This window comes from Yinghuangia sp. YIM S10712 (assembly GCF_051388935.1).
Classification (GTDB): Bacteria; Actinomycetota; Actinomycetes; order Streptomycetales; family Streptomycetaceae; genus Yinghuangia.
Map to the genome: position 1 here is coordinate 1 of NZ_JBPKBI010000022.1, position 19,273 is coordinate 19,273.

Here is a 19,273-nt window from a genome sequence, read left to right on the forward strand (position 1 = left end):
CTCGGCGGGCCCGCAGCTGCACCTCTCGATAGATTTGTCCGTTTTGCCGATTTATCGATTGTCGGTGATTACTGCCTTCGTTCGCCCCGGATCGGGACCTCGCCGATGTGCGGTGCGTCGGCGGGTCCGGTCGAGGGCTTGCCGTCGTGCGTGAACGCGATGCCGTACAACGTCGGCGCGGCACCGCTGTGGCCGGTCAGCTCGACCTGGTACTGGAGATAGCGCGAGCCGCCGCCGAGTGGGGCACCGGAGCCCGGCAACTCGCGCCACTGGGTCCAGGTCGCGTCGGGGACCGATGTGCTTCCGGTGCGGACCGACACCTTGAGGGCGGTTCCCGGCGGCAGATCGGCCTGCCAGTTCGCCTGGAGCCAGGTGACCATCTGTGTCGCGTCGAGAACCTGCGAGGTGTACGTGCCGCTCGTCAGCTTGTCGCCGTCCTGGAACTGCTGGATCCGCAGCGGCACGCGGTCCGTGGCGGTGTCGCGGGCCCCTGGTGCCATGGGGGGCAGTTGGGCCTTCGGTTCGGCGACCTTCTTGCCGTCGACCGAGAAGCGGACGTTCTTGCCGTCGCGTTCGATCGTGTAGCGGTGGGGTGCGCCGCCCCAGTCGCCGTCGACCTTCTCGTCGGTCCGGTCGCGGCCTCCGGGTGCGACGGTCACGGCGTGCAGTTCCCCGTCGCGCCACTCGAAGACGGCCGCCGGCCCGGCGACCGGGTCCCCCCATCCCGCGACCTGGGTCGCGGATCCGTCGAACACCGCCCGGAAGTCGAGTCGGCGGCCGGAGGCGGGGGCCGAGCCGGACCCGGCGGCGCTGCCGTCGAGGGTCAGGGCTCCGTCGCCGACGGCGGTCTCGCCGCCGGGTGCGATGGGCACCTGGCCCCACGGGCCGGCTCCGGTGCCGTCCGCGTAGTCCTGTTCGGACTGGCTGCCGAGAGTGAGGACGCCGTCGGTCTCGTTGACGACCGCTCCTCCCGTACGCGTGCCTGTCGCGAAGGTCGGGCCGGTGTGCTCGGTGACGCCGTACTTCGGCATCACGAAGCGGGCGGTGTCGGCCTTCTTGCCCGACCACGTCGTCTCATTGCCCGCCTCGTCCTCGGAGACGAGCCGGAACGCGTACGACTCGCCCGGCGTCAGCCCGGTCACGACGGCCTTGTGCGTCGTCACCGGCTCCTGGTCGTCGGCGGCCAGACGCGTGTCGTTCGCCCCTTGGCCGACGACGACCTGCGTGGTGGCGGGCTCGTTGGTCGTCCAGGTGACGACCGCGCTGCCGTCGGGCCACGGGACCACGCTCTGGTCGCTGATCTTCGGTGCGTCCTTGTCGGCCTTCGGCGTCCTGAACTCCAGCGGCTTCTGCGACGGGTCGGGGGTGGTCGTGCGTCGTCCCGCGGCGTCGACCGAGGTGACGCGGTAGTAGTACGTCGTGCCGGGTTTGAGTGCGCCGACCTCGACGAGGTGCTCTCCGGTGTTCTCCCCGACCGACTTCACCGGGGCCAGCGCGTCGGGCTTCTCGCCGAGGGACACCTCGGTCGTGGCCGGGGTGTCGGTGGTCCACGAGATCTCGGCGGTGCCGTCCGCCGCCGGGGCTGCCGCGAGGACCTGGACCTGCGGCGGCGCCGCCGGCGCGGTGTACGTGGCGGTGTAGCCGCCCGAGACGCCGCGGAAGACGGCGTACTCGATGCCCTTGACCGTCTCCTCGGCGAAGGGCACCGGGGCACCCTCACGGGTGAGGCCGGTGAGGGTAGTGCCGCCGGGGCCGGTGGTCGGGAGCATGGTCATGAGGTTCGCGGCCGCCGCGTTGGCGTCGACGGTGAAGGTGACGTTGTTGCCGCTGCGCGCAAGGTCGCGAATGGACGACTGGTTGCGGCCGTCGGTCCACTCCAGGAGCTGTTGGGCGGTGATGACCGGGACGCCCTTGGCTTTGGCCGCGGCGATGACGGCGTCCTGGATGACGGTCTGGTCGACCTGGTCGCAGGTGCCGGTGCTGTTGCCAAGCTGGTCGTCGAGGTGGTTGTTGAGGGTGATGGCCGCGTAGAAGCCCTGGCTGCCCTGGGCGCGGTCGACCATGGCGTCGAACTGCGTCGGGTACGTCTGGCAGAACTCGTCGTGCAGTTGGGTCGCCGCCTGGTAGACGTCGATCATCGTGCCGTCGGCGGTCGTGAATCGCATGGGCAGGCCTGAGCCGGTGTAGTAGCCGGGGGCGTTCTTCATGAGCGGCGAGCCGTACGAGTTCGACCAGACGTCCGGCAGGTAGTAGTAGTTCGTGTCCATGCGGATGCCGAACGACTGCTCCACGGACGCGACCGTGCTGTAGTCGGGCCAGGTCATGCAGTGCGTGCGGCTGGTGGTCGGCGCATAGCCGTACGCGTCCTCGAAGTCGCTGAGACTGGCGTTGAACGCGTTGGTGACCGTCGCATCGATGACGTTCTGCGGAGTGCCGGGGTCGACGTCGAGGCAGTGCCCGTTCTGCGAGACGTGGCGGCCGACCTCGAAGCCCTGCGCCTCCCAGTCGTGGACGGCGGCGGGAGCGGCGTCGCCCTCGGAGTCCCAGATGTAGAAGGTGCCGCGCATGCAGCGCCAGTCTGTGACCGCTTGCGTTCGCGTGGCGGGGTTGGTGCAGGCCGGGTCGCTGTTGGCGTTGTACTTGGTGACCCGGTCGATGATGCCGGCCTGGGGTGTGTTGTGGTGGTCGCCGGTGGAGACGAGCACGACGGGGTTGAGCTCGGGGGTCGGCGTCCCGGCTTTGCCGGGGAAGTAGGCGAAGCGGGGTACGGGTGCCCTCTCGCGGTTGGCGAGTTCGATGATGTTGGCGAGCAGCCGTTGTTGTTCGTCGGCCTGCGGCACCTCGACCCGGTTCAGGTCGACCCAGTCGCGGTGGAACATGTCGGTGGAGCGCAGGTTGTCGGTGAGGGTGTCGTGCTCCTGATTGGCGTGCGCCGGATTGCCCTGCCGGGTCATGACGACGGACTTGGCGAGGTCGAAGGCGAACGCGGTGACGGTGCCGGCGCCGGCGGTCCGCTGGGTGACGGCGGGTTTTCCGATACCGGTGGGTTCGGCGGGGCCGGTGCGGCGGAAGAGTTCCGCGATGACGTTGGTGCCGGGCGCGGCTGTCCACTGGTCGGCGTTGCCGTGGTACTGGATCGCGCGGTCCGCGTAGATGCCGGCGCCGGGTCCGCCGGCGTTCTCGACCTTCAGGTATTGGTCGGCCAGCACGCCGGCTCCGGAGGTGAGTCCGGTGAGGCCGGAGAGCGTGGCGCGCGGGCGCATGGTGATGAGGTGTCCGCCGCTTTCCACCCACGTGGTCAGTGCCGCGACGAGGGTGGGGCCGGGGTCGAGGTCGCCGAGGACCACCGTGGTGTATTTGTTCAGTTCGGTGGTGTTGACGGCACCGATGTCCAGGGTCGCAAAGGCGTTGAGGCCCTCGGCGCGCAGGATCTCGGTGTAGTAGCACGCGTACGGGTTGGCGTTGGCGGTGACCACGAGGACCGGTCCGACGCCCGGTGACGAGCAGGGGGCCGGGGGTGGTGCGGCGCCGGTGGTGAAGGTCCAGGTGGCCCCGGTGCCGACGTTGCCGGCGAGGTCCTGGAAGTTGCCGAGGGTGGCGGTGTATTGCGTCGAGTGGGCGAGGGGGCTGTCGGGCTTGAGGATGACCTGCGTGGGCTGTGCGGGGTCGTCGTACTCAAGGGTGGCCGGCACGGTTGTGGCGCCCTGCTTGAGGGTGAAGGTGATCGAGGAGGGCTTGACCGCCTCGGTGAAGTCGGCGCGCGGCTGCACGGCGACGGGCACGCCGGTGGCGTCCGCCTGCGGGAGCCGGGTCGCGATCAGGGGCGCGGTGGTGTCGGTGCCGTCGGTGTCGAAGAGGACGTCGACCCAGTAGTTGCTCGCCTGGTACGTGTCGGTGGGGAACGTCGTCGAACTGGCGTATTTGTAGACGCCGTTGGGTGCGCCCGCAGTGCTCGCGGGCGCGACGATCTTGGCGTTGCCCGCGGATTGGCCGGCGAAGTAGTTGTTCGCGTAGGCGTAGTTGCCGCTCATGGTGTGGTACGACGCGATGTAGGTCGTGTTCGCCGTCACCGCGACGGGACTCGCCAGGGTGACGGTCTTCCAGCCGGAGCCGGTCAGGTGGACGTTGTCGACGCCCGCGATGCGGTTGCCGGCGGTGTTCCACAGGCTGACGGTGAACGGCCCGGTGTTCGCGGCGCTCTTGTAGAACTTGACGGCTTTGATGAAACCGTCGGCGGCGGTGTGGAAGCGCACGCCGAGTTCGTTCGGCGAATTGTCGTTGTTCGGTGTGGCGACCGGTTCGGTCCCGGTGAAGATGCTGAACGTCGACGTGGTCGGCGGTGTCGCGGCGGTGGTGAACGTCCACGTCACCGGGGCCATGCTGTTGCCGGCGGCGTCTTTGGCGCCGCTGACGGTCGCGGTGTGGGTGGTCGACAGGGCGAGGTTCGCGGCGGGTGCGAACGACGCGGTCCGGGTGGCCGGGTCGTACGACGCGGTGCCGGCGACGGCCGAGTTGTCGGGTTTCGTGACCGACCAGGTGATGGTGGCGTCCTGGACGGCTTCGCTGAACGTCGCGCTCAGGCCGGCGTTGATCGCGACGCCGGTCGCGGCGTTGGCCGGCGAGGTCGCGGTGACGGTCGGCGCGGTGGCGTCCACCCCCGGTTGGAAGATCGGGTCGACCCAGTAGTTGCTGGCGTTCCACGAGTTGTTCGGCATGACGGTCCCGCCGGGACCGGCGTGGTAGACGCCGTTGCCTTGGCCGCCGGTGCTCGCGGGGGCGGTCAACTGCTCGCTGTCGTGGGGCTGGTTGAAGAAGCCGGTGGTGGCGGTGTAGCGGCCGTTGGGTGCGAGGTACGACGCGATGTAGGTGGTGCCCGCGGTCACGTCGACGGGCGCCGCGAACAGCACTTGCTGCCAGCCGGACGCCGTCTCGTTCTGGAAGGTCGCGGTGGTGTACGTACCGGTTGTGGTGTCCCACAAGTAGCCCTTGTGCACGCCTGTGTTGGCGGCGTCCTTCCAGTACTTGACGCCGAGCACGCGCCCGTTGGTCTTCGGGACGAAGCGGACGCCGAGTTCGACCGAGATGGCCTCGCTGTCCGGTCCGATGCCGGGGTTGGTGCTGCCGAACAGCGAGCACGGGTTGCAGGGTGCCGCTTGTGCGGACAGGGGCGAGAAGAGGGTGAACAGCAGGGCGGCGACCACGGCGAGTGCCGTGGTGACGGTCGATGCCGCGGCTGCTCCCGGTCCGCGGTGGAGGAAGGGGCCTCGGCGTGTGCGGAAGGGACCGGGTGCGCGTCGGCCCCGGGATCGCGGCGGCGCGTGGCGGCGTGCCATCGTCGGTACTCCTCAGGGAGGTTCGTGTTGTGATGCGGGAACGACGTTTTGTCAGCCCGTCGTGAACGTCACGTCGACCCAGTAGTTGCTCGCGCTCCAGGTCGCGGAGGGGAATCCGCCGCCTGTGCCGAGCCGGTAGACGCCGTTGCCGCCGGATGCCGCGTCGGCGAGTGCCTTGACCGGGCCGGTTCCGGCCTGTTGGACGAGTCCGTTCTGGTCGGCGGCGTAGTGGCCGGTCGGGGTGTAGTAGGACGCGACGTACGTCGTGCCGGCGGTGACGGCGACGGGCGTGTCGAAGGTCGCCTGCTGCCAGCCCGTCGCGGTTTCGCCGGTGAAGGTCTTGGTGGCCAGCAGCGTTCCGGTTGCCGTCCACAGGTGTGCGACGTGTGTGCCGGTGTTGCCGTCGCCCTTGTAGAAGCGCACACCGGTGATGTGGCCGGCGACGTCGGTGCGGAATTTGACGCCGACCTCGATGGCGAGGGCCTCCGGGTCGGACGGTGTGCCGGGGACGGTGTTCGCGGGCCAGATGGTGCACGGGCTGCACGTCGGCGGGTTCGGGGGCGGTGGGTCCGTCGGCGGCGGGCCCGTGGTCGGCGGCGTGGTCGTGAAGACGACGTCGACCCAGTAGTTCGCGGCGTTCCAGGTGGCGTTCGGGAACCCGCCGCCTGCGCGGTAGACGCCGTTGCCGCCGGATGCGTCACTGGCGACGGCGGTCAGGGGTGCCCGGGAGAACTGTGCGTCGAAGTAGTGCTCGTCGGCGGCGTAGCGTCCGGTGGTGGTCAGGTACGAGGCGACGTACGTCGTGTTCGCGGTCACCGCGACGGGTGTCGCGAACAGCACCTGCTGCCAGCCGCTCGTCGATTCGCCGATGAAGGTGGCCTCGGCCAGTTGTGTGCCGGACGCGCTCCACAGGTGGCCTACGTGGGTGCCGGTGTTCTCGGCGAACTTGTAGTAGCGGACGCCGGTGATGTAGCCGTCACGGTCGGGCTTGAACTTGACGCCGAGCTCCACGATGGCAACCTCGGGGTCCGGTCCCGACGTCGGCACGGTTCCCTCGGGCCAGATCGTGCACGGGCAGGTGACCTCGGGAGGTGGACCGCCCTCGCCGGCGGTGACGGTGACGCCCGCACCGGGTGTCTCGCTGCGCAGGCTGTCGTCGGTCGCGCGGCTCTTGAGGGTGATCGGCCCCGGGGTGGTCGGGGTGAAGGTGTAGGTCCACGACTCGCGCCCGGCGGTGGCGGGTTTCCAGGTGGCCCCGTTGTCGACGGACACCTCGACGCCACCGACCCGGCCTCCCCCGCTGTCCGCCGCGGTGCCCGTGACGGTGACGGTCTGGTTGACGGCGATGTTCTGGCCGGCGGCCGGAGCGGTGATCTGGGACGTGGGCGCGGTGGTGTCGGTGGACGGCGTCGGTGCGGTCATACCCGGCATGAGGCTGCCGGGTTGCACTCCCATGTCGGCGAAGAGGTTGAGCGTGGCCTGTTGAACGGCCGTGTCGACGCTGCCGGTTCCGCTCGTCCGGGTGTTGTCGAGGCCCCACGGCCACTGGATGGTCCCGGCGCCGAAGACCAGTGCGCCGCTGGGTGCGCGGTAGAGGGTCAGGTGGTGGGTCGCGGTGCCGTCGGCGTAGGTGGAGCCGAAGTCCTGGAGCATTTCCCCGGATTCGGTGGTGGTCGAGAGCCGGATCATGTTCGCGGGCCGCGCGCTGTTCTCGGTGTCGACGTCCCACTCGTAGCCGAGAAGGCCGCTGCCGAGGGTGGTCTCGGTGCCGGGAGCCAGTGTCGCGGCCCGTGTGTTCCGCCAGAATCGCAGTTGTCCGTCGGTGCTGTTGACGGTCATGTCGGTGGTGCAGCAGTTCGCCTTGAACTGCTGGCCGGTCAAAGCGTTTTCGGGTTTGCCGCCGTCGGCGGGCGGGGAGAAGCGGGGGTCGCGCCACGTGCCGGTCCACATGCCCGCGCCGGCCGGGTCGGTCTTGTCGTTGTCGTGGGTCTCCTTATAGGAGACGAGAGTCCGGTAAGGAGCACCCTCACCGCTCATGCCGCCGTTCTCCCAACGGGTCTTCCAGAAGATCTCGTTGCCGGAGAAGAAGGCCAGGTGCACGCCGGCGTCGCGAGCCGCCTCCACGTTGGCGCGCATTTCGGCGGACCAGTACTCGTCGTGGCCGACAGACAGGAACACCTCGTGGTTCGTGAGGAGTTGGCCTCGACGGGCGGTGTCGGCGTTCGTGGTGTAGGTGACGTCGTAGCCGTTGCGCTCCAGGAATCGGAGCATCGGGTACTCGGCGTTGAACAGCCAGTCCTCGGGGTTGTCTCCGCGTGTCGTGAACGGCCGGTTGTAGCTCACCTTGTACGCGCGGCCGACCGGTTCGCCTTCGTAGAGGCTGTTGCCGCCGTACTCGTTGTAGGCCTGCCAGGTCGCGTCCGAGGCCTGCATGAGCAGGTCCGACGCGGAGGCGTCGTCGCGGACGACGAAGGCGATGTGGCTTGCGCCCGAAGTCCCGTCGGTGCGGACGAGCTTGGCCAGGTAGTAGCCGGAGACGGCGTCGGCGGGGACGTTCCACGAGGCGGACTCGGCCCAGTTCGAGCAGTCGACGAGGCCGGTCGTCGCGTCGTCCGCATCGCAGCCGGGCTGGTTCTGCGGCAGCGGCGCGGATGGGTTGACGGTGATGACCTTGCGCGCGCCGTTGCCGCCGTACCAGCCGAGCCGGTAGATGTCGAGGCGGTATGCGGTGGCCGGGGTGTCGACCTTGAAGTGCACGGTCTCGCCGACGTTGACGCTGATCTCGGTCGCGAACCCCTGGATGTCGGCGCTGCCGGAGCCGGACACGTCCCAAGTGCCGCGCGGCGTACCGGTTTTGCTGTTCTCGCAGATGATCGCGTTGACGACCGGCGCGTCGCAGGGCCCGGCTTCGGCGCGTCCGGCCGTCGGGATGACGGTGAGGAGCGAGCCGAGCAGCGCGAACATCGCGAGCCAGAGCGGCGGTACGCCGCGGCGGTCCCGTCGTGGACCGGATGGCCGGCGACGGCGTCTGTACTGGCTGCGTCGGCTGACCCGTGCACGACCGGGACCACGTGCTGCCGCGGATTGCATGATGGCGACCCCCACCCCCAGGACCCGGTCGGCCCCTCTCCCCAGGGTTCCGATCGGGCCGCCTGCCGGCGTCCTCCGCCGGGTCCCATCCCGGCGCAGGCGAGCGTCGTCGGCAGTTGCCTTGCGGCTCAGTGTGGCGCAAGGAGCCGTCTTATGTGGGCAGTTCGCCACGGTTGGGCCCGGGTGCTGGGTAGCATTCCCTCACCGGACCGGCAGCGGGGTGGGGCTCTGAGTGGCCGTCCGGGGGCAGGCGTACGACGCAACTGACGCAACGACGCTGTGGGGGGCTCATGAAGGTTGTCGTCACGGGCGGAGCGGGTTTCATCGGGTCGAATCTGGCCCGTGCGCTGCTGGCCCGGTCCGAAATCGGCGAGGTCGCGGTGGTGGACGATTTGTCCACCGGTTCGCTGGACAATCTCACCGGCGTCGGTGTGACGTTCCATCAAGGATCGTTCTTGGACGAGGAGTTGATGGACAAGGCGTGTTCCGGGGCCGACGCCATCGTGCATCTGGGTGCGCTGCCGTCGGTGCCGAGGTCCATCGAGTCGCCGTTGGCGAGCCACCACGCGAATGCGACGGGCACGCTGATGGTCCTCGAAGCGGCCCGGCGCGCGGGCGGCGCGCACGTCATCGCGGCGTCGTCGTCGTCGGTGTACGGCGGCAACCCGGTGCTGCCGAAGCGCGAGGACCTGCGCACGCTGCCGCTCAGCCCTTACGCGGTGAGCAAGTTGGCGACCGAGTCGTACGTGCTGGCGTACGGGCACTGTTACGGGCTGCCGGTGCTGCCGTTCCGGTTCTTCAACGTTTTCGGTCCGTTGCAGGCGGCGGATCACGCGTACGCGGCGGTGATCCCGCGTTTCATCGACGCGGCGCTGGCAGGTCGCGTGCTGACGGTGCACGGAGACGGCGAGCAGACGCGGGACTTCACCAACATCGGCAGTGTCTGCACGGTGCTGACGGATGCGGTGGTCCGCCGCGTGACGAACCCGGGGCCGGTGAACCTGGCCTTCGGAACTCGGACTTCGCTCAACACGCTGATCGCACTGCTGGCCGATGTGTTGGGGCGCCCGGTGGAGGTCGAGCACGTGGCGCCGCGCGCGGGCGATGTGCGCGATTCCCAGGCCGACAGCTCGGAATTGCGCAGGCTGTTCCCGGACGCGCGTCCGGTCGAGTTGCGCCGGGGCCTGGCCGACACGGTGGCGTGGTTCCGGTCGCGGGTCGCGGTGTCGACCCGGGGATGACGCGTGCCCTCGATGGCTACCGCGTCCGCCGCGGGGTCTCTCGCCCCCTTATGCGTCCTCGCGTCATGTCGTGCGTCGCAGCGGGCGGGCCGGGGAGCCGACGACGACCTGCCCGGCCGGGACGTCGCGGGTGACGACCGCCCCGGCGCCGACGAACGACCCCGCACCGACCGTGAGTCCTTGCAGGACAACGGCGTTGCTGCCGACCGTGACGTCTTCGCACAAGTGGACGCTGCCGGAGACGTTGGCTCCCGGGTAGACGGTCACGCGTGCGCCGAGCACCGCGTCGTGCCCGACGGTCGCGTTGTAGTGCACCTGGGTGTGCGCGGCGAGCGAAATGCTGCTGGAGACATGGGCGTTGGCAAGCACAAGACAGCCCTCGGCGAGCCGCGTCTCGGGTGCGACGACCGCACGAGGGTGCACGAGGGTGGCCGGGGTCAGGCCGTGTCCGTCGAGCAGCGCCGCGAGACGGCGGCGTACGACGGGGGCCGCGATGCCGATCAGATAGACGGACCCGGGGCCTGGGGCCGCCTCGTCGGGCCGGAGCACGGGCAGGCCGCGGACCTTGCCGCCCGCAAGCGAGTCGTCGAGGAACGCGTCGACGGTGACGCCTGCGGCGATCGCGGCGTCGAGGGCTTCGCGGCCGACGCCGCCGGCCCCGGCGATGTAGAAGGGCATGGGGTCATCTTGCCTCCTGCCGGTGCGGGGTGGGGCCGGTGATCAGGGATCGGCTGCGGGGTTCGGGGGCCGGGCGCGCGTGGCGGCGCTTGCGCCGGTCGCGCGCGGTGCGGCGTTCGCTGCGGGTGACCGCGCGTTTGGACAGGGGCAACCTGTCGCGTCTCGACCTGCTCGGCGCGGTCCTGATCGCGGTTGCGGGCGTGTGGGCGCTGATCGCGGCTGCCGGGCGGCCGGCGAGTCCGGAGGGGTTCCTGCTGGGCCTGCTGACGGCTGCCGCGGCGTATGCGGCGGGCCGGGTCGCGGGCGCGCGGTCCGCTTTCGGGGTGTGCGTGTCTCTCGCGGTCGCGGTGGCGGTGCTGCTGTTGTTGTCGCCGGATGCGTTGTCCGGCGGCACGCTGGCGGAGCCGCTGGGGTACGGGAACGCCAACGGCGCGTTGGCGGTCCAGGCGGTGGCGGCCGCGTGCCTGGCGGCGTTGTGTGCGACGAGTGAGCGGCGGCGCGGCGAGATGCAGGTGCTGGCCGCGCTGTTGGTGTCGGGCGTGTTCGCGACGCGGTCGCTCGCGGCGGTTTTCGGCGCGGTGGCGGTCCTGATGGTGGGTCTCACCGCGCAATCGGCGCGGCGGCGCGGGTCGTTCGTGGTGGCGGGCGCGGTGTGCGTGGCGCTGGTCGCGGCGGGGACGGTGTATTTGGGCGGGGACCGCGCCGAACGGGCCTCAGGCGTACGCGGCACCGCCGCCGAGAGCCTGACGGAACGCCGCATCGACTTATGGCACGACGCGATCGAGTCGGCCAAGGACCATCCGTCGCGTGGCACCGGCCCGGGGACATTCCTTGCGGACAGTCCGACCGCGCGAGCGGACGCCGACACGAAGTCCGCGCATTCCCAGTGGCTGCGGCAGGCGGCGGAGCAGGGCATCCCCGGCGTGGTGTGGCTGTTGGCGCTGCTGGGCTGGGCGTACGTGCGGCTGTGGCGGTCGCCGCAGGACCCGGCGGTCGTGGCGGTGGGCGCGGTCGCGCTGACGGCGTTCGCGGTGCACGCGTCGATGGACTATGTGGCGGAGTTTCCCGCTGTGTTGGTCGCGACGGGCCTGGTGCTGGGGGTGGCGACGGCGGGCCCGGAACCGCAGTCCCACACGCGAGCGCGGTTCCGGTAGCCGCGCATCACCACGGCCCCGCACGTTGGCGCCTGGTCACCCGACACCTTCGACCGCCGAGCGCCGGCACCGCAGGCCCGGCCGGCGCTCGGGTTGTGCGGTCAGGACGCCTCCTCGGCGGGGACGGGGCCGGCGGCCGATGTGCCGTTCGGTGTCGGGTACGCGATGGTCCACGGCGGTTGCTTGCCGACTGTCGGAGACGATGGCTTGCGTGGTGCAGCCACCCTGTCGGATATGGGGGTTCCTCCCGGGGCGGCCTTGTCGTTCGGCGTGGCGGCGGGGGCCCTCGCCGGGATCGGGAAGCCGGGGTTGACGCCGCCCGCGCCGGTGATGCCGACGGGCCTCAGCAGCACGCCGACCGTGCGGAACAGGATGCGCAGGTCGAGCCCGAGTCCGCGGTGGCGCACGTAGTAGAGGTCGTACTCGATGCGCGCCGGCCAGCTCAGGGCGTTGCGGCCTTGGACCTGCGCCCAGCCGGTCAGTCCGGGGCGTACGTCGAGACGACCGCGTTGGCGTGGTGTGTAGTGCGCGACTTGCTCGGGGAGCGTGGGCCGGGGGCCGATGACACCCATGTCACCACGCAACACGTTGATGAGTTGGGGGAGTTCGTCCATGCTCGTGGTCCGCAGGATGTGCCCCATGCGGGTGATGCGGTCCTGGTCGGGCTCGTCCGGGTAGCGCGGGTGGCGCATGGTGCGGAACTTGAGGATGCGGAATTCGCGTCCGAGGTGGCCGCTGCGGGTCTGGCGGAAGAGAACCGGGCCGCCCATGGTGGCACGGACGAGAAGGACGATCGCGAGCATCACCGGGGCGAGGAGGAGCAGGGCCAGCGCCGCGGTGGTGATGTCGAACAGTCTCCGCGTCATGCCGTGCCCTCTCCCTCGCTGTGGCGGGCATTGGGACGTGTTCCCCAGCCGAGGCGCTTGCGCCGCGCGACGGCCCGGTAGGTGTCGATCGACACTTCGGCGACGCGCCGTTGGTCGAACTCGGCGAGTGCGCGCGTGCGTGCGGCCGCGGCAAGGCGGGCACGCAGTGCGGGGTCCGTGAGCATGCGGTCGACCGCCGCGGTCAGGGCGGGCACATCGCGCGGTGGAAACAACAGGACGTGTTCGCCGTGTGTGCCGATTTCGCGGCATCCGCGGATGTCGCTGAGCACCATCGGCACACCGGTTGCGGCGGCTTCCATCGCGGAGCGGGAGAAGCCTTCGCGGTGGGAGGGCAGGACGAAGAGGTCGAGTGCGGCGTACACGTCGGGCATGTCGGAGCGTCCGCCGAGGTATCCGACGTGCCGGTGGGCGGCATCTCCGGCGAACGCGTCGGATTTGTCGGGGTCTTCTGGGCCGACCCAGACGAACTGCGCTTTGCCGGCCAGGGCCGTGGCCGCCTGCTGGTACTCGGCGATGCCCTTCTCGGCGACCTGGCGGCCGACGCCGCCGACCAGCAATTCGTCTTCTCCCACCCCGAGTTCGGCGCGTATGCGGGCGCGGGCCGCCGGGTTCGGGCGGAATCTCGACAGGTCGGTGCCGTTGCCGACAACGCGGGAGCGCCAACCGGGAACGGCTCGCGCGAGGGTCCGGTGGTCGGTGGCGTTCTGGTACAGCTCGGCGTCGGACGCACGGGCGGCGACGGATTCGGCGCCCAGGACGAAGGCGCGGCGCGCCCACGGGTCTCCGGGGCGGACCCACAGCCCGTGGCAGGTGTTGACGACGACCGGGATGCCGACGGCGCGACCGATCAGGCGGCCGAGAACACCTGTCTTGGGGTTGTGGGTGTGCAGGACGTCGAGGTCGAGGCCGCGAAGGGTTGCGGCGAGCTCGCGGGCGGCGGCGGCGTCGCGGGCGAGGTCCCACGCACGGGTGAGTGCGTCGAGGGGGACATGCGTGACGCCGAGGTCCTCGACTTCGCGTACGTAGGGGCCGGGCGCGCTGAGTCCGTACACCTCGAAACCCGCGGCGACGTCGACTTCGAGTTCGGTGCGCAGGAGCAGTGCCAGGCTCATGTCGACGGTGGTCAGGTGGGCGACGCGCAGCGGTCTTCCGCCGGGGCCGACGGGGATCGTCAGGCCGTCGGGGAGCACGGTGCTCGGGTGCGGGATGTCAGGCACGGGCGCCCGCCTTCTTGCCGAGTGCGACCACGTGGGCGTACGCGCGTTCGGGCCCCAGGCGGCCGGTGAGCTTCGCGCGGAAGAACTCCGGCGGGTCGGTGCGGCGTACGGGTACGCGGCCGAGCCGTATCGGGTCGGTGCCGGGCAGGTTGCGTCCGAGTGTTCCGGTGGCCGCGCTGCGGAAACGACAGCGAAGCACGTGTTCCATCGCCGGGACCGGGACTCCCCAGGGGTAGGCGAAATGGTCGGGGCGTACGCCGAGGCGTTTGTCGATCTCGTCGGACGCGGTGTCGAGTTCCTGCTCGGACAGGGCCTCGGGCCGGGCGTGGCCGTGGGTGTGGTTGCCGATGGTCAAAAGCCCGCTGTGGAGCATCTCGGCGAGGTGGTCCCAGGTGAGCGCGGGCGCGCCTGCGCTGGTGCCGGTGGAGCCTTCCCAGCGCATGGTGCCGCCGACCATGCCGCTCGCCAGGTAGAGGGAGAACGGCAGCGCCCGGTCGCGCAACAGCGGCCACGCGTGGGCGTGGACGTCGGCGAATCCGTCGTCGAAGGTGAGGACCACCGACGGACGCGTGTCGTGGGCGGCGAGCCGGTCGAGCGCGGTGTCGAGCGAGACCACGGAGTGCGCGGGCAGTGCCGCGAGTTGGTTGATCTGTTCGGTGAAGGTGTCGATCGGCAGGTCGAGTTCGTCGCGGGTGCCGCCGCCGATGCGGTGGTAGATGAGGATCGTCGCGCCAGGGCTCGGGCGTTGGCCGGCGCAGCGGGCGAGCGCGCGTTTGAGCACGGTCCGGGTTCGGTCGCCGCTCGGCTTGATCATGCCGCTGCCCTGCCTTGTCCGGCGGCCGCGCGGGCCGGCTGCGGCGGCACGGGGGGCCGGGTCGCACGCGCGGTGCGCCCCGCCCGGATTGACCCGTGCGGATCCCGCTGTCGGACGGTGGATTGGTCGCTCACGCTGTCGTTCCCCCTGTCGATGCGGTGGTACGGCCTCGCCGCGGCGCTCGGATCCTGCCGACGGCCGCGGCCCGCGCGGTACGTGCAAAGGCTCGGACGGGCAACACGGTTGCGGCGAACGGGCGGTCCCGGACGGCCTCGACGTCGAGCAGCGGCGGCCGTTCCGGAGCGAGGCGCAGTTTCTGGGCGGTGGTCGTGGGCAGCAGGTCGACGAGTCTGGGCGGATCCGCGGTGTCGTGGTCGAGGATGTGCTCGTGGGCCCGCCACATGGCGACGTTGCCGACGCCGAGCGCTGCGAACTCCTCGTCGTACGCCGTGGAGTGCCACACGGCGACCGCGCCGATGCGGAACCACAGGTAGGTGGCGGCGGGCCGGCGGTCGATGCTCAGGACGTAGAGGCGCAACCAGCCGCGGTCGGCGGCGCGTCGTACAAGCTCATGGCGTTCGGTGCGTGTGCTGTCGGTGAGCGGGCCCTTCCAACTGCGGGGGAACAGCTCCGCATACGCGACGAATCCGGTGTCGGCCTCCTCGGGCGTGGTGTAGGTGTCGAAGGAGACCTCGCCGCGCCTGGCCAACTTGCGGGCCAGCCGCCGGGTTTGCCCGTGGAAGGACGCGAAGCGGGCGCGGTGGACCGCCCATCCGTCCGTGACGTCGGCGAGCAGGTCGTGCGAGCGCTCGCGTGCGTGGACGCGGTAGCCGGTGCGGCGCAGCGCCCCCAGGAGCGCATGGGTGGCGGGATCGCGGCTCGGCAGCCTGCGCAGCCGCAGGTCGCGTACGCCCGAGGCGGCCAACTGCTCGGCCAGCGGGGTCAGATCGGTTTGCTCGGCGACGACGCGGGAGCGCGGGCGGTCTTCGGCGAACGAGGCGAACCGCCCGCGCCCGTCGAGGTCTTCGAGTGCGAGCAGGCTGAGTGGTTGACCGGTGTGCTCGTCGACGACGGCCGCGATCCGGGCGCGTTGCGCGGCAACGGGATCGGCGTGCATGACCGACGCGGCCCACGTGTGCGTGTCGAAGCAGTCCGCGTACACCCCGCGTGACGCCACGAGCCGGTCCCATCCCGCCGTGAACCCCGCGTCGAGATCGCCTGCCCGCAGGAACACGCCCCGGGCGTTCACCGTCTCGTCCTGAAATGCCTGCTCTCACAGCGGTGTTCGCCGCCGCACACCAAGCAGGTCGCCGTAGCTTCGACCCGCCCGACGACCCCCGCACCGAGCATGACCGACTCCGCCCCCACCATGAGACCCCAGCGTCTCTCCACCCCGCCGTGAGCAGCGTCGGGGCCGTGACCCTTGAGCCGCGTCCCTGTGCTCCCCCACCTGAACGCGACCCACCCGCGCACCAGCCTAGGCCTCCGCAAGCCGCCATGCGGGTGGTTTCTCCATGAATTCCGGCGTGCCGGGCCCGCGTTGGCCGATCCCGGATCACCAAAGGCTTGAAGTACGCAGCTCTGCACGTCGGTTGATGCCGACTGCGCTCCGCATCGGGTATCCGGGCCTCCGGTTCGGTGACGACCGGGCCGGGTCCACGGTCGATTGTTGCGAGCCGCGCGAAAGCCCCATGGCGCGGCGCCGATGTTGTTACGGTGCGGTCATTGGGGTTCGGCGAGCGCCGTCGGGGTGGGCGGAGTTTGCCGTCGGGAAGCCGGTTTCCTGGGGGCGGAGTTGGGGTCTGGGCTGCGGGGGCCGTTGCGGGGCGGCGGGGACGCGGTGTTGCGGCGGTCGCCGGCGCAGTGGTGGTTTCGGGGGCGAGCCGTCGGGCGGCTCGCGGTGCTCGGATACCACGGGGTTGACGACCCGTCGGGATTCGCAAGGCAGTTGGATCGGTTGCTGCGCATCGCGCGGCCGGTTTCGCTCGACGAGGTCGAGGAGGCGGTCGCGAACCGGCGTCCGCTGTCGGGGCGGGCGGCGCTGATCACCTTCGATGACGGCGAACGCAGCGTCTATGAGCACGGGTTGCCGCTGCTGCGCGAACGCGGCGTGCCCGCGGTGGCGTTCGTGATCGCGTCTTTGATCGGGACGGACCAACCTTCCTGGTGGTACGAGGTGCAGCGGCTCGTCGGCGACCGTGTCGTCGCCGGACGCTCCGCGGCGCAGTGGCTGCGGCATCTCAAGACGGTGCCGCAGGCGGCCCGGCTCGATGCCCTCGAATCGCTGCGGGCAGGTCAAGATCCGGTGCGTCAACCGCAATTGACCGCCCAGGAGCTGGTCGCGCTGGAAGCGGGCGGGGTGCGGGTGGAGAACCACTCGGCGACGCATCCGCTGCTCGACCGGTGCTCGGATGACGACGTACGCCGTGAAGTCGTCGCCGGACACGAGGAGTTGAAGAAGCTGCTCGGCCGGACGCCGCGTGCCTTCGCCTATCCCAACGGGAACTGGGATGTCCGCGCCGAGCGGGCGTTGCATGAACTCGGTTACACGACAGGGTTCTTGTTCGACCACCGACTCGGTCCGCGGCTTCCCGGCCATCCGCTGCGCATCTCGCGGCTGCGCGTCGCGACGACAACCCCTCCCGACCGGTTCGAGACGATCCTGTCGGGCCTGCACCCTGCCGTACACGCCCTGCGCGGGCTGGGGTGACCTGATGGGGATTCCGTCGGCGCTGCCGGAAATAGTGTGTGACACGGTCGAGTTGGAGAAGCTCACCCCGGCCTGGCGTGACCTTGCCGCCGCCTGTGAAACCTCGTACTTCGCGACACCGGACTGGGTGCTTTCGTGGTGGCAGGCCTTCCGGGGTGAGACGGCCGGTACGGCGATGGTCGCGGTGTGGCGTGGGCCCGGCGGTGAAATCGACGCGGTCGTACCGCTTTTGGACAGCCGTCAGCGATTGCATCCCCGGCTCCCGGGCGGCGCTCGTTGCCTCACCGTGCTCGGCTCGGGTGCCGCCGCGGCCGATCACTGCGGCTTCGCGGTCGCGCCCGCCCGAGCCGACGACGTGCGGAGCTGGTTCGCGGCGGTCGCCCGGATGCACACGCTGTGGCTTCCCAACCTCGACCATGCGACCGGCGCGGCGTTCGTCCCGCCCGGTGCACGCCTCGTCGAGCGTACGGCGTGCCCGACCATGCCGGCCGATCCCACCCGCATCGGATCGTCGCGGTTCCGCAAGGACCTGCGGCACTACACGCGGCGGCTCACGGCCGAGGGCGTGAAGTTCCGTTTCGCGGCACCGGGGGCGGTCGACGAGCACCTGTTCGACGTGCTCCTCCGCCTGCACGCCCGTCGTCAAGAAGTACTGGGCCGCACAACGATGTTCGACACCGCGCGCAAGCCGTTCCATCTGGCGCTGCTGCGTCGCGCCGCACCGGGCCGTGGCCCGTGCGCAATGGTCGCCGAGGGACCGGACGGGCCCGTCGGGGTGCTCTACGGATTCCTGTGGGGCGACACGTTCTCGTACTACCAGACGGGCTGGGATCCGTCGTACGCCCGGCTGAGCCTCGGCACCGTCCTCGTCGCCGAGACCGTGTCGGCGGTACGGGCGGAGGGCGCCACGGTGTTCGACTTCCTGCGCGGAGCGGAGGAATACAAATACCGCTTCGGCGCGGTCGACCGGCACGACACCACGTGGCTCGCCGGACGCGGACTGTCCCGGCTGCTGCTGCACGGCCGCACGACGGCGAAGTCACGGCTCGGAAAGGCGAGTACAGCATGACGGCAGAGCAACTCCCGCAGGCCTCGGAACCCGGCGCGCCGCTGCCGAGCGTGAGCATCGTTGTTCCGTCGTACAACTACGCCCGCTACCTGCCGTCAAACGTCGGCAGCCTCCTCGACCAGAAAGGCGTCGAGGTACGGGTGTTGATCCTCGACGACGCCTCAACCGACGAAACCCCGGACGTGGGTACCGAGTTGGCCCGCGACGCACGCGTGACATACGAGCGGCACAGGACCAACAAGGGACACATCGCCACCTACAACGAGGGCCTGCTGGAGTGGGCCGACGGCGACTACTGCGTCCTGTTGTCGGCCGACGATCTGCTGACCCCAGGCGCTTTGGCGCGTGCCACCGCCGTCATGACCGCCGACCCCGACATCACCTTCGTGTACGGCAACCCGGTCAAGTTCCTCAGCGGCGGTCCGCTCCCCGAGGCGCGCACCGGCACGCGAACGCGGACATGGAACGGTGACCGCTGGATCCAGGGTGTCTTCCGAGCCGGCCGCAACCTGATCCTCTCCCCCGAGGTCGTCGCTCGTACCAGCGCCCACCACGACGCGGGCGGCTACAACCCGAAATTGCCGCACTCGGGCGACCTGGAGATGTGGCTGCGCCTGGCCCGCCGGGGCTCGGTCGGCTGGCTCCCGGACGCCGACCAGGCCTATTACCGCATGCACGACAGCAACATGCACCACTCGGCCTTCGACGCCCGCGCGCGCCTGGAGCAACTCCGCGACGGCTACGAGTCGTTCCTGGACAACGACGGCAAACACCTCCCGTACGCCGAGGCGTCACGCGCCGCCATGCGCCGCAAACTCGCACGCGGCGTACTGCGCAAGGTCATTCGCACACTGGATGCCGGCGAGGAGTCCGCCGACGGCCTGACCATCCGGGAACTCTACGACCTGGCTGCGGAGTTGACCGATGTCCGTCGCCTCCCCGAATACCCGGGCGTCCGCACCCGCCTTGCCCTCGGCCCCACCCGCTGCCGGCGCCTCAACCCCGTCACCTCACTCGTCACCCTCCGCCGAGGCCGAGACTGGATCCGCTGGCACAGCAACCGAGTGAGGCCGGTTTAGC

12 protein-coding genes are annotated in these 19,273 nt (G+C 70.5%); 5 read left to right on the forward strand and 7 right to left on the reverse strand.

Features of this window, described 5'->3' with window-relative positions:
* Positions 1 to 68 precede the first annotated feature (68 nt).
* The gene (locus ACRX5W_RS28970; RefSeq protein ID WP_436791315.1) at positions 69 to 5,333 is read right to left on the reverse strand and encodes a DUF4082 domain-containing protein; all 5,265 of its coding nucleotides are present in this window, start codon (positions 5,331 to 5,333) and stop codon (positions 69 to 71) included.
* 51 nt (positions 5,334 to 5,384) lie between these two features.
* Positions 5,385 to 8,297 (reverse strand): N,N-dimethylformamidase beta subunit family domain-containing protein, encoded by a 2,913-nt coding sequence (locus tag ACRX5W_RS28975; RefSeq protein ID WP_436791316.1) that lies wholly within the window; start codon positions 8,295 to 8,297, stop codon positions 5,385 to 5,387.
* A 416-nt stretch (positions 8,298 to 8,713) separates the two neighbouring features.
* Here ACRX5W_RS28975 and ACRX5W_RS28980 point away from each other — a divergent pair, with 416 nt between their 5' ends.
* Positions 8,714 to 9,664, forward strand: a complete 951-nt coding sequence (locus ACRX5W_RS28980; RefSeq protein WP_436791317.1) for an NAD-dependent epimerase/dehydratase family protein — start codon at positions 8,714 to 8,716, stop codon at positions 9,662 to 9,664.
* Between the two features lie 63 nt (positions 9,665 to 9,727).
* On the opposite strand, the gene ACRX5W_RS28985 is transcribed toward ACRX5W_RS28980, so the two are convergent.
* Complete coding sequence (locus ACRX5W_RS28985; RefSeq protein WP_436791318.1) at positions 9,728 to 10,342, reverse strand: acetyltransferase; 615 nt, start codon at positions 10,340 to 10,342, stop codon at positions 9,728 to 9,730.
* A 38-nt stretch (positions 10,343 to 10,380) separates the two neighbouring features.
* On the opposite strand from ACRX5W_RS28985, the gene ACRX5W_RS28990 reads away from it, so the two are divergent.
* Positions 10,381 to 11,496 (forward strand): O-antigen ligase family protein, encoded by a 1,116-nt coding sequence (locus ACRX5W_RS28990; protein ID WP_436791319.1) that lies wholly within the window; start codon positions 10,381 to 10,383, stop codon positions 11,494 to 11,496.
* Positions 11,497 to 11,597: 101 nt separating this feature from the next.
* On the opposite strand, the gene ACRX5W_RS28995 is transcribed toward ACRX5W_RS28990, so the two are convergent.
* The 4 genes from ACRX5W_RS28995 to ACRX5W_RS29010 form a co-directional block, all read right to left on the reverse strand.
* Positions 11,598 to 12,362 (reverse strand): sugar transferase, encoded by a 765-nt coding sequence (locus ACRX5W_RS28995; protein ID WP_436791320.1) that lies wholly within the window; start codon positions 12,360 to 12,362, stop codon positions 11,598 to 11,600.
* Positions 12,359 to 13,600 (reverse strand): glycosyltransferase, encoded by a 1,242-nt coding sequence (locus ACRX5W_RS29000; protein ID WP_436791321.1) that lies wholly within the window; start codon positions 13,598 to 13,600, stop codon positions 12,359 to 12,361. The genes ACRX5W_RS28995 and ACRX5W_RS29000 overlap by 4 nt, the downstream gene beginning before the upstream one ends.
* Complete coding sequence (locus ACRX5W_RS29005) at positions 13,593 to 14,414, reverse strand: polysaccharide deacetylase family protein (protein ID WP_436791322.1); 822 nt, start codon at positions 14,412 to 14,414, stop codon at positions 13,593 to 13,595. The genes ACRX5W_RS29000 and ACRX5W_RS29005 overlap by 8 nt, the downstream gene beginning before the upstream one ends.
* 130 nt (positions 14,415 to 14,544) lie before the next feature.
* Positions 14,545 to 15,663, reverse strand: a complete 1,119-nt coding sequence (locus ACRX5W_RS29010) for a GNAT family N-acetyltransferase (RefSeq protein WP_436791323.1) — start codon at positions 15,661 to 15,663, stop codon at positions 14,545 to 14,547.
* A gap of 699 nt (positions 15,664 to 16,362) precedes the next feature.
* On the opposite strand from ACRX5W_RS29010, the gene ACRX5W_RS29015 reads away from it, so the two are divergent.
* From ACRX5W_RS29015 to ACRX5W_RS29025, 3 genes are read left to right on the forward strand one after another with little or no spacing between them, the layout of a single operon-like run.
* On the forward strand, positions 16,363 to 17,124 hold the full coding sequence (locus tag ACRX5W_RS29015; RefSeq protein WP_436791324.1) for a polysaccharide deacetylase family protein: 762 nt from the start codon (positions 16,363 to 16,365) through the stop codon (positions 17,122 to 17,124).
* A gap of 4 nt (positions 17,125 to 17,128) precedes the next feature.
* Positions 17,129 to 18,193 carry a GNAT family N-acetyltransferase gene (locus ACRX5W_RS29020; RefSeq protein ID WP_436791325.1) on the forward strand — a complete coding sequence of 355 codons (1,065 nt, stop codon included), beginning with the start codon at positions 17,129 to 17,131 and terminating at the stop codon, positions 18,191 to 18,193.
* A complete protein-coding gene (locus ACRX5W_RS29025; RefSeq protein WP_436791326.1) occupies positions 18,190 to 19,272 on the forward strand; it encodes a glycosyltransferase family 2 protein in 1,083 nt (360 codons plus the stop codon). Before ACRX5W_RS29020 ends, ACRX5W_RS29025 begins: the two co-directional genes overlap by 4 nt.
* Position 19,273 lies beyond the last annotated feature (1 nt).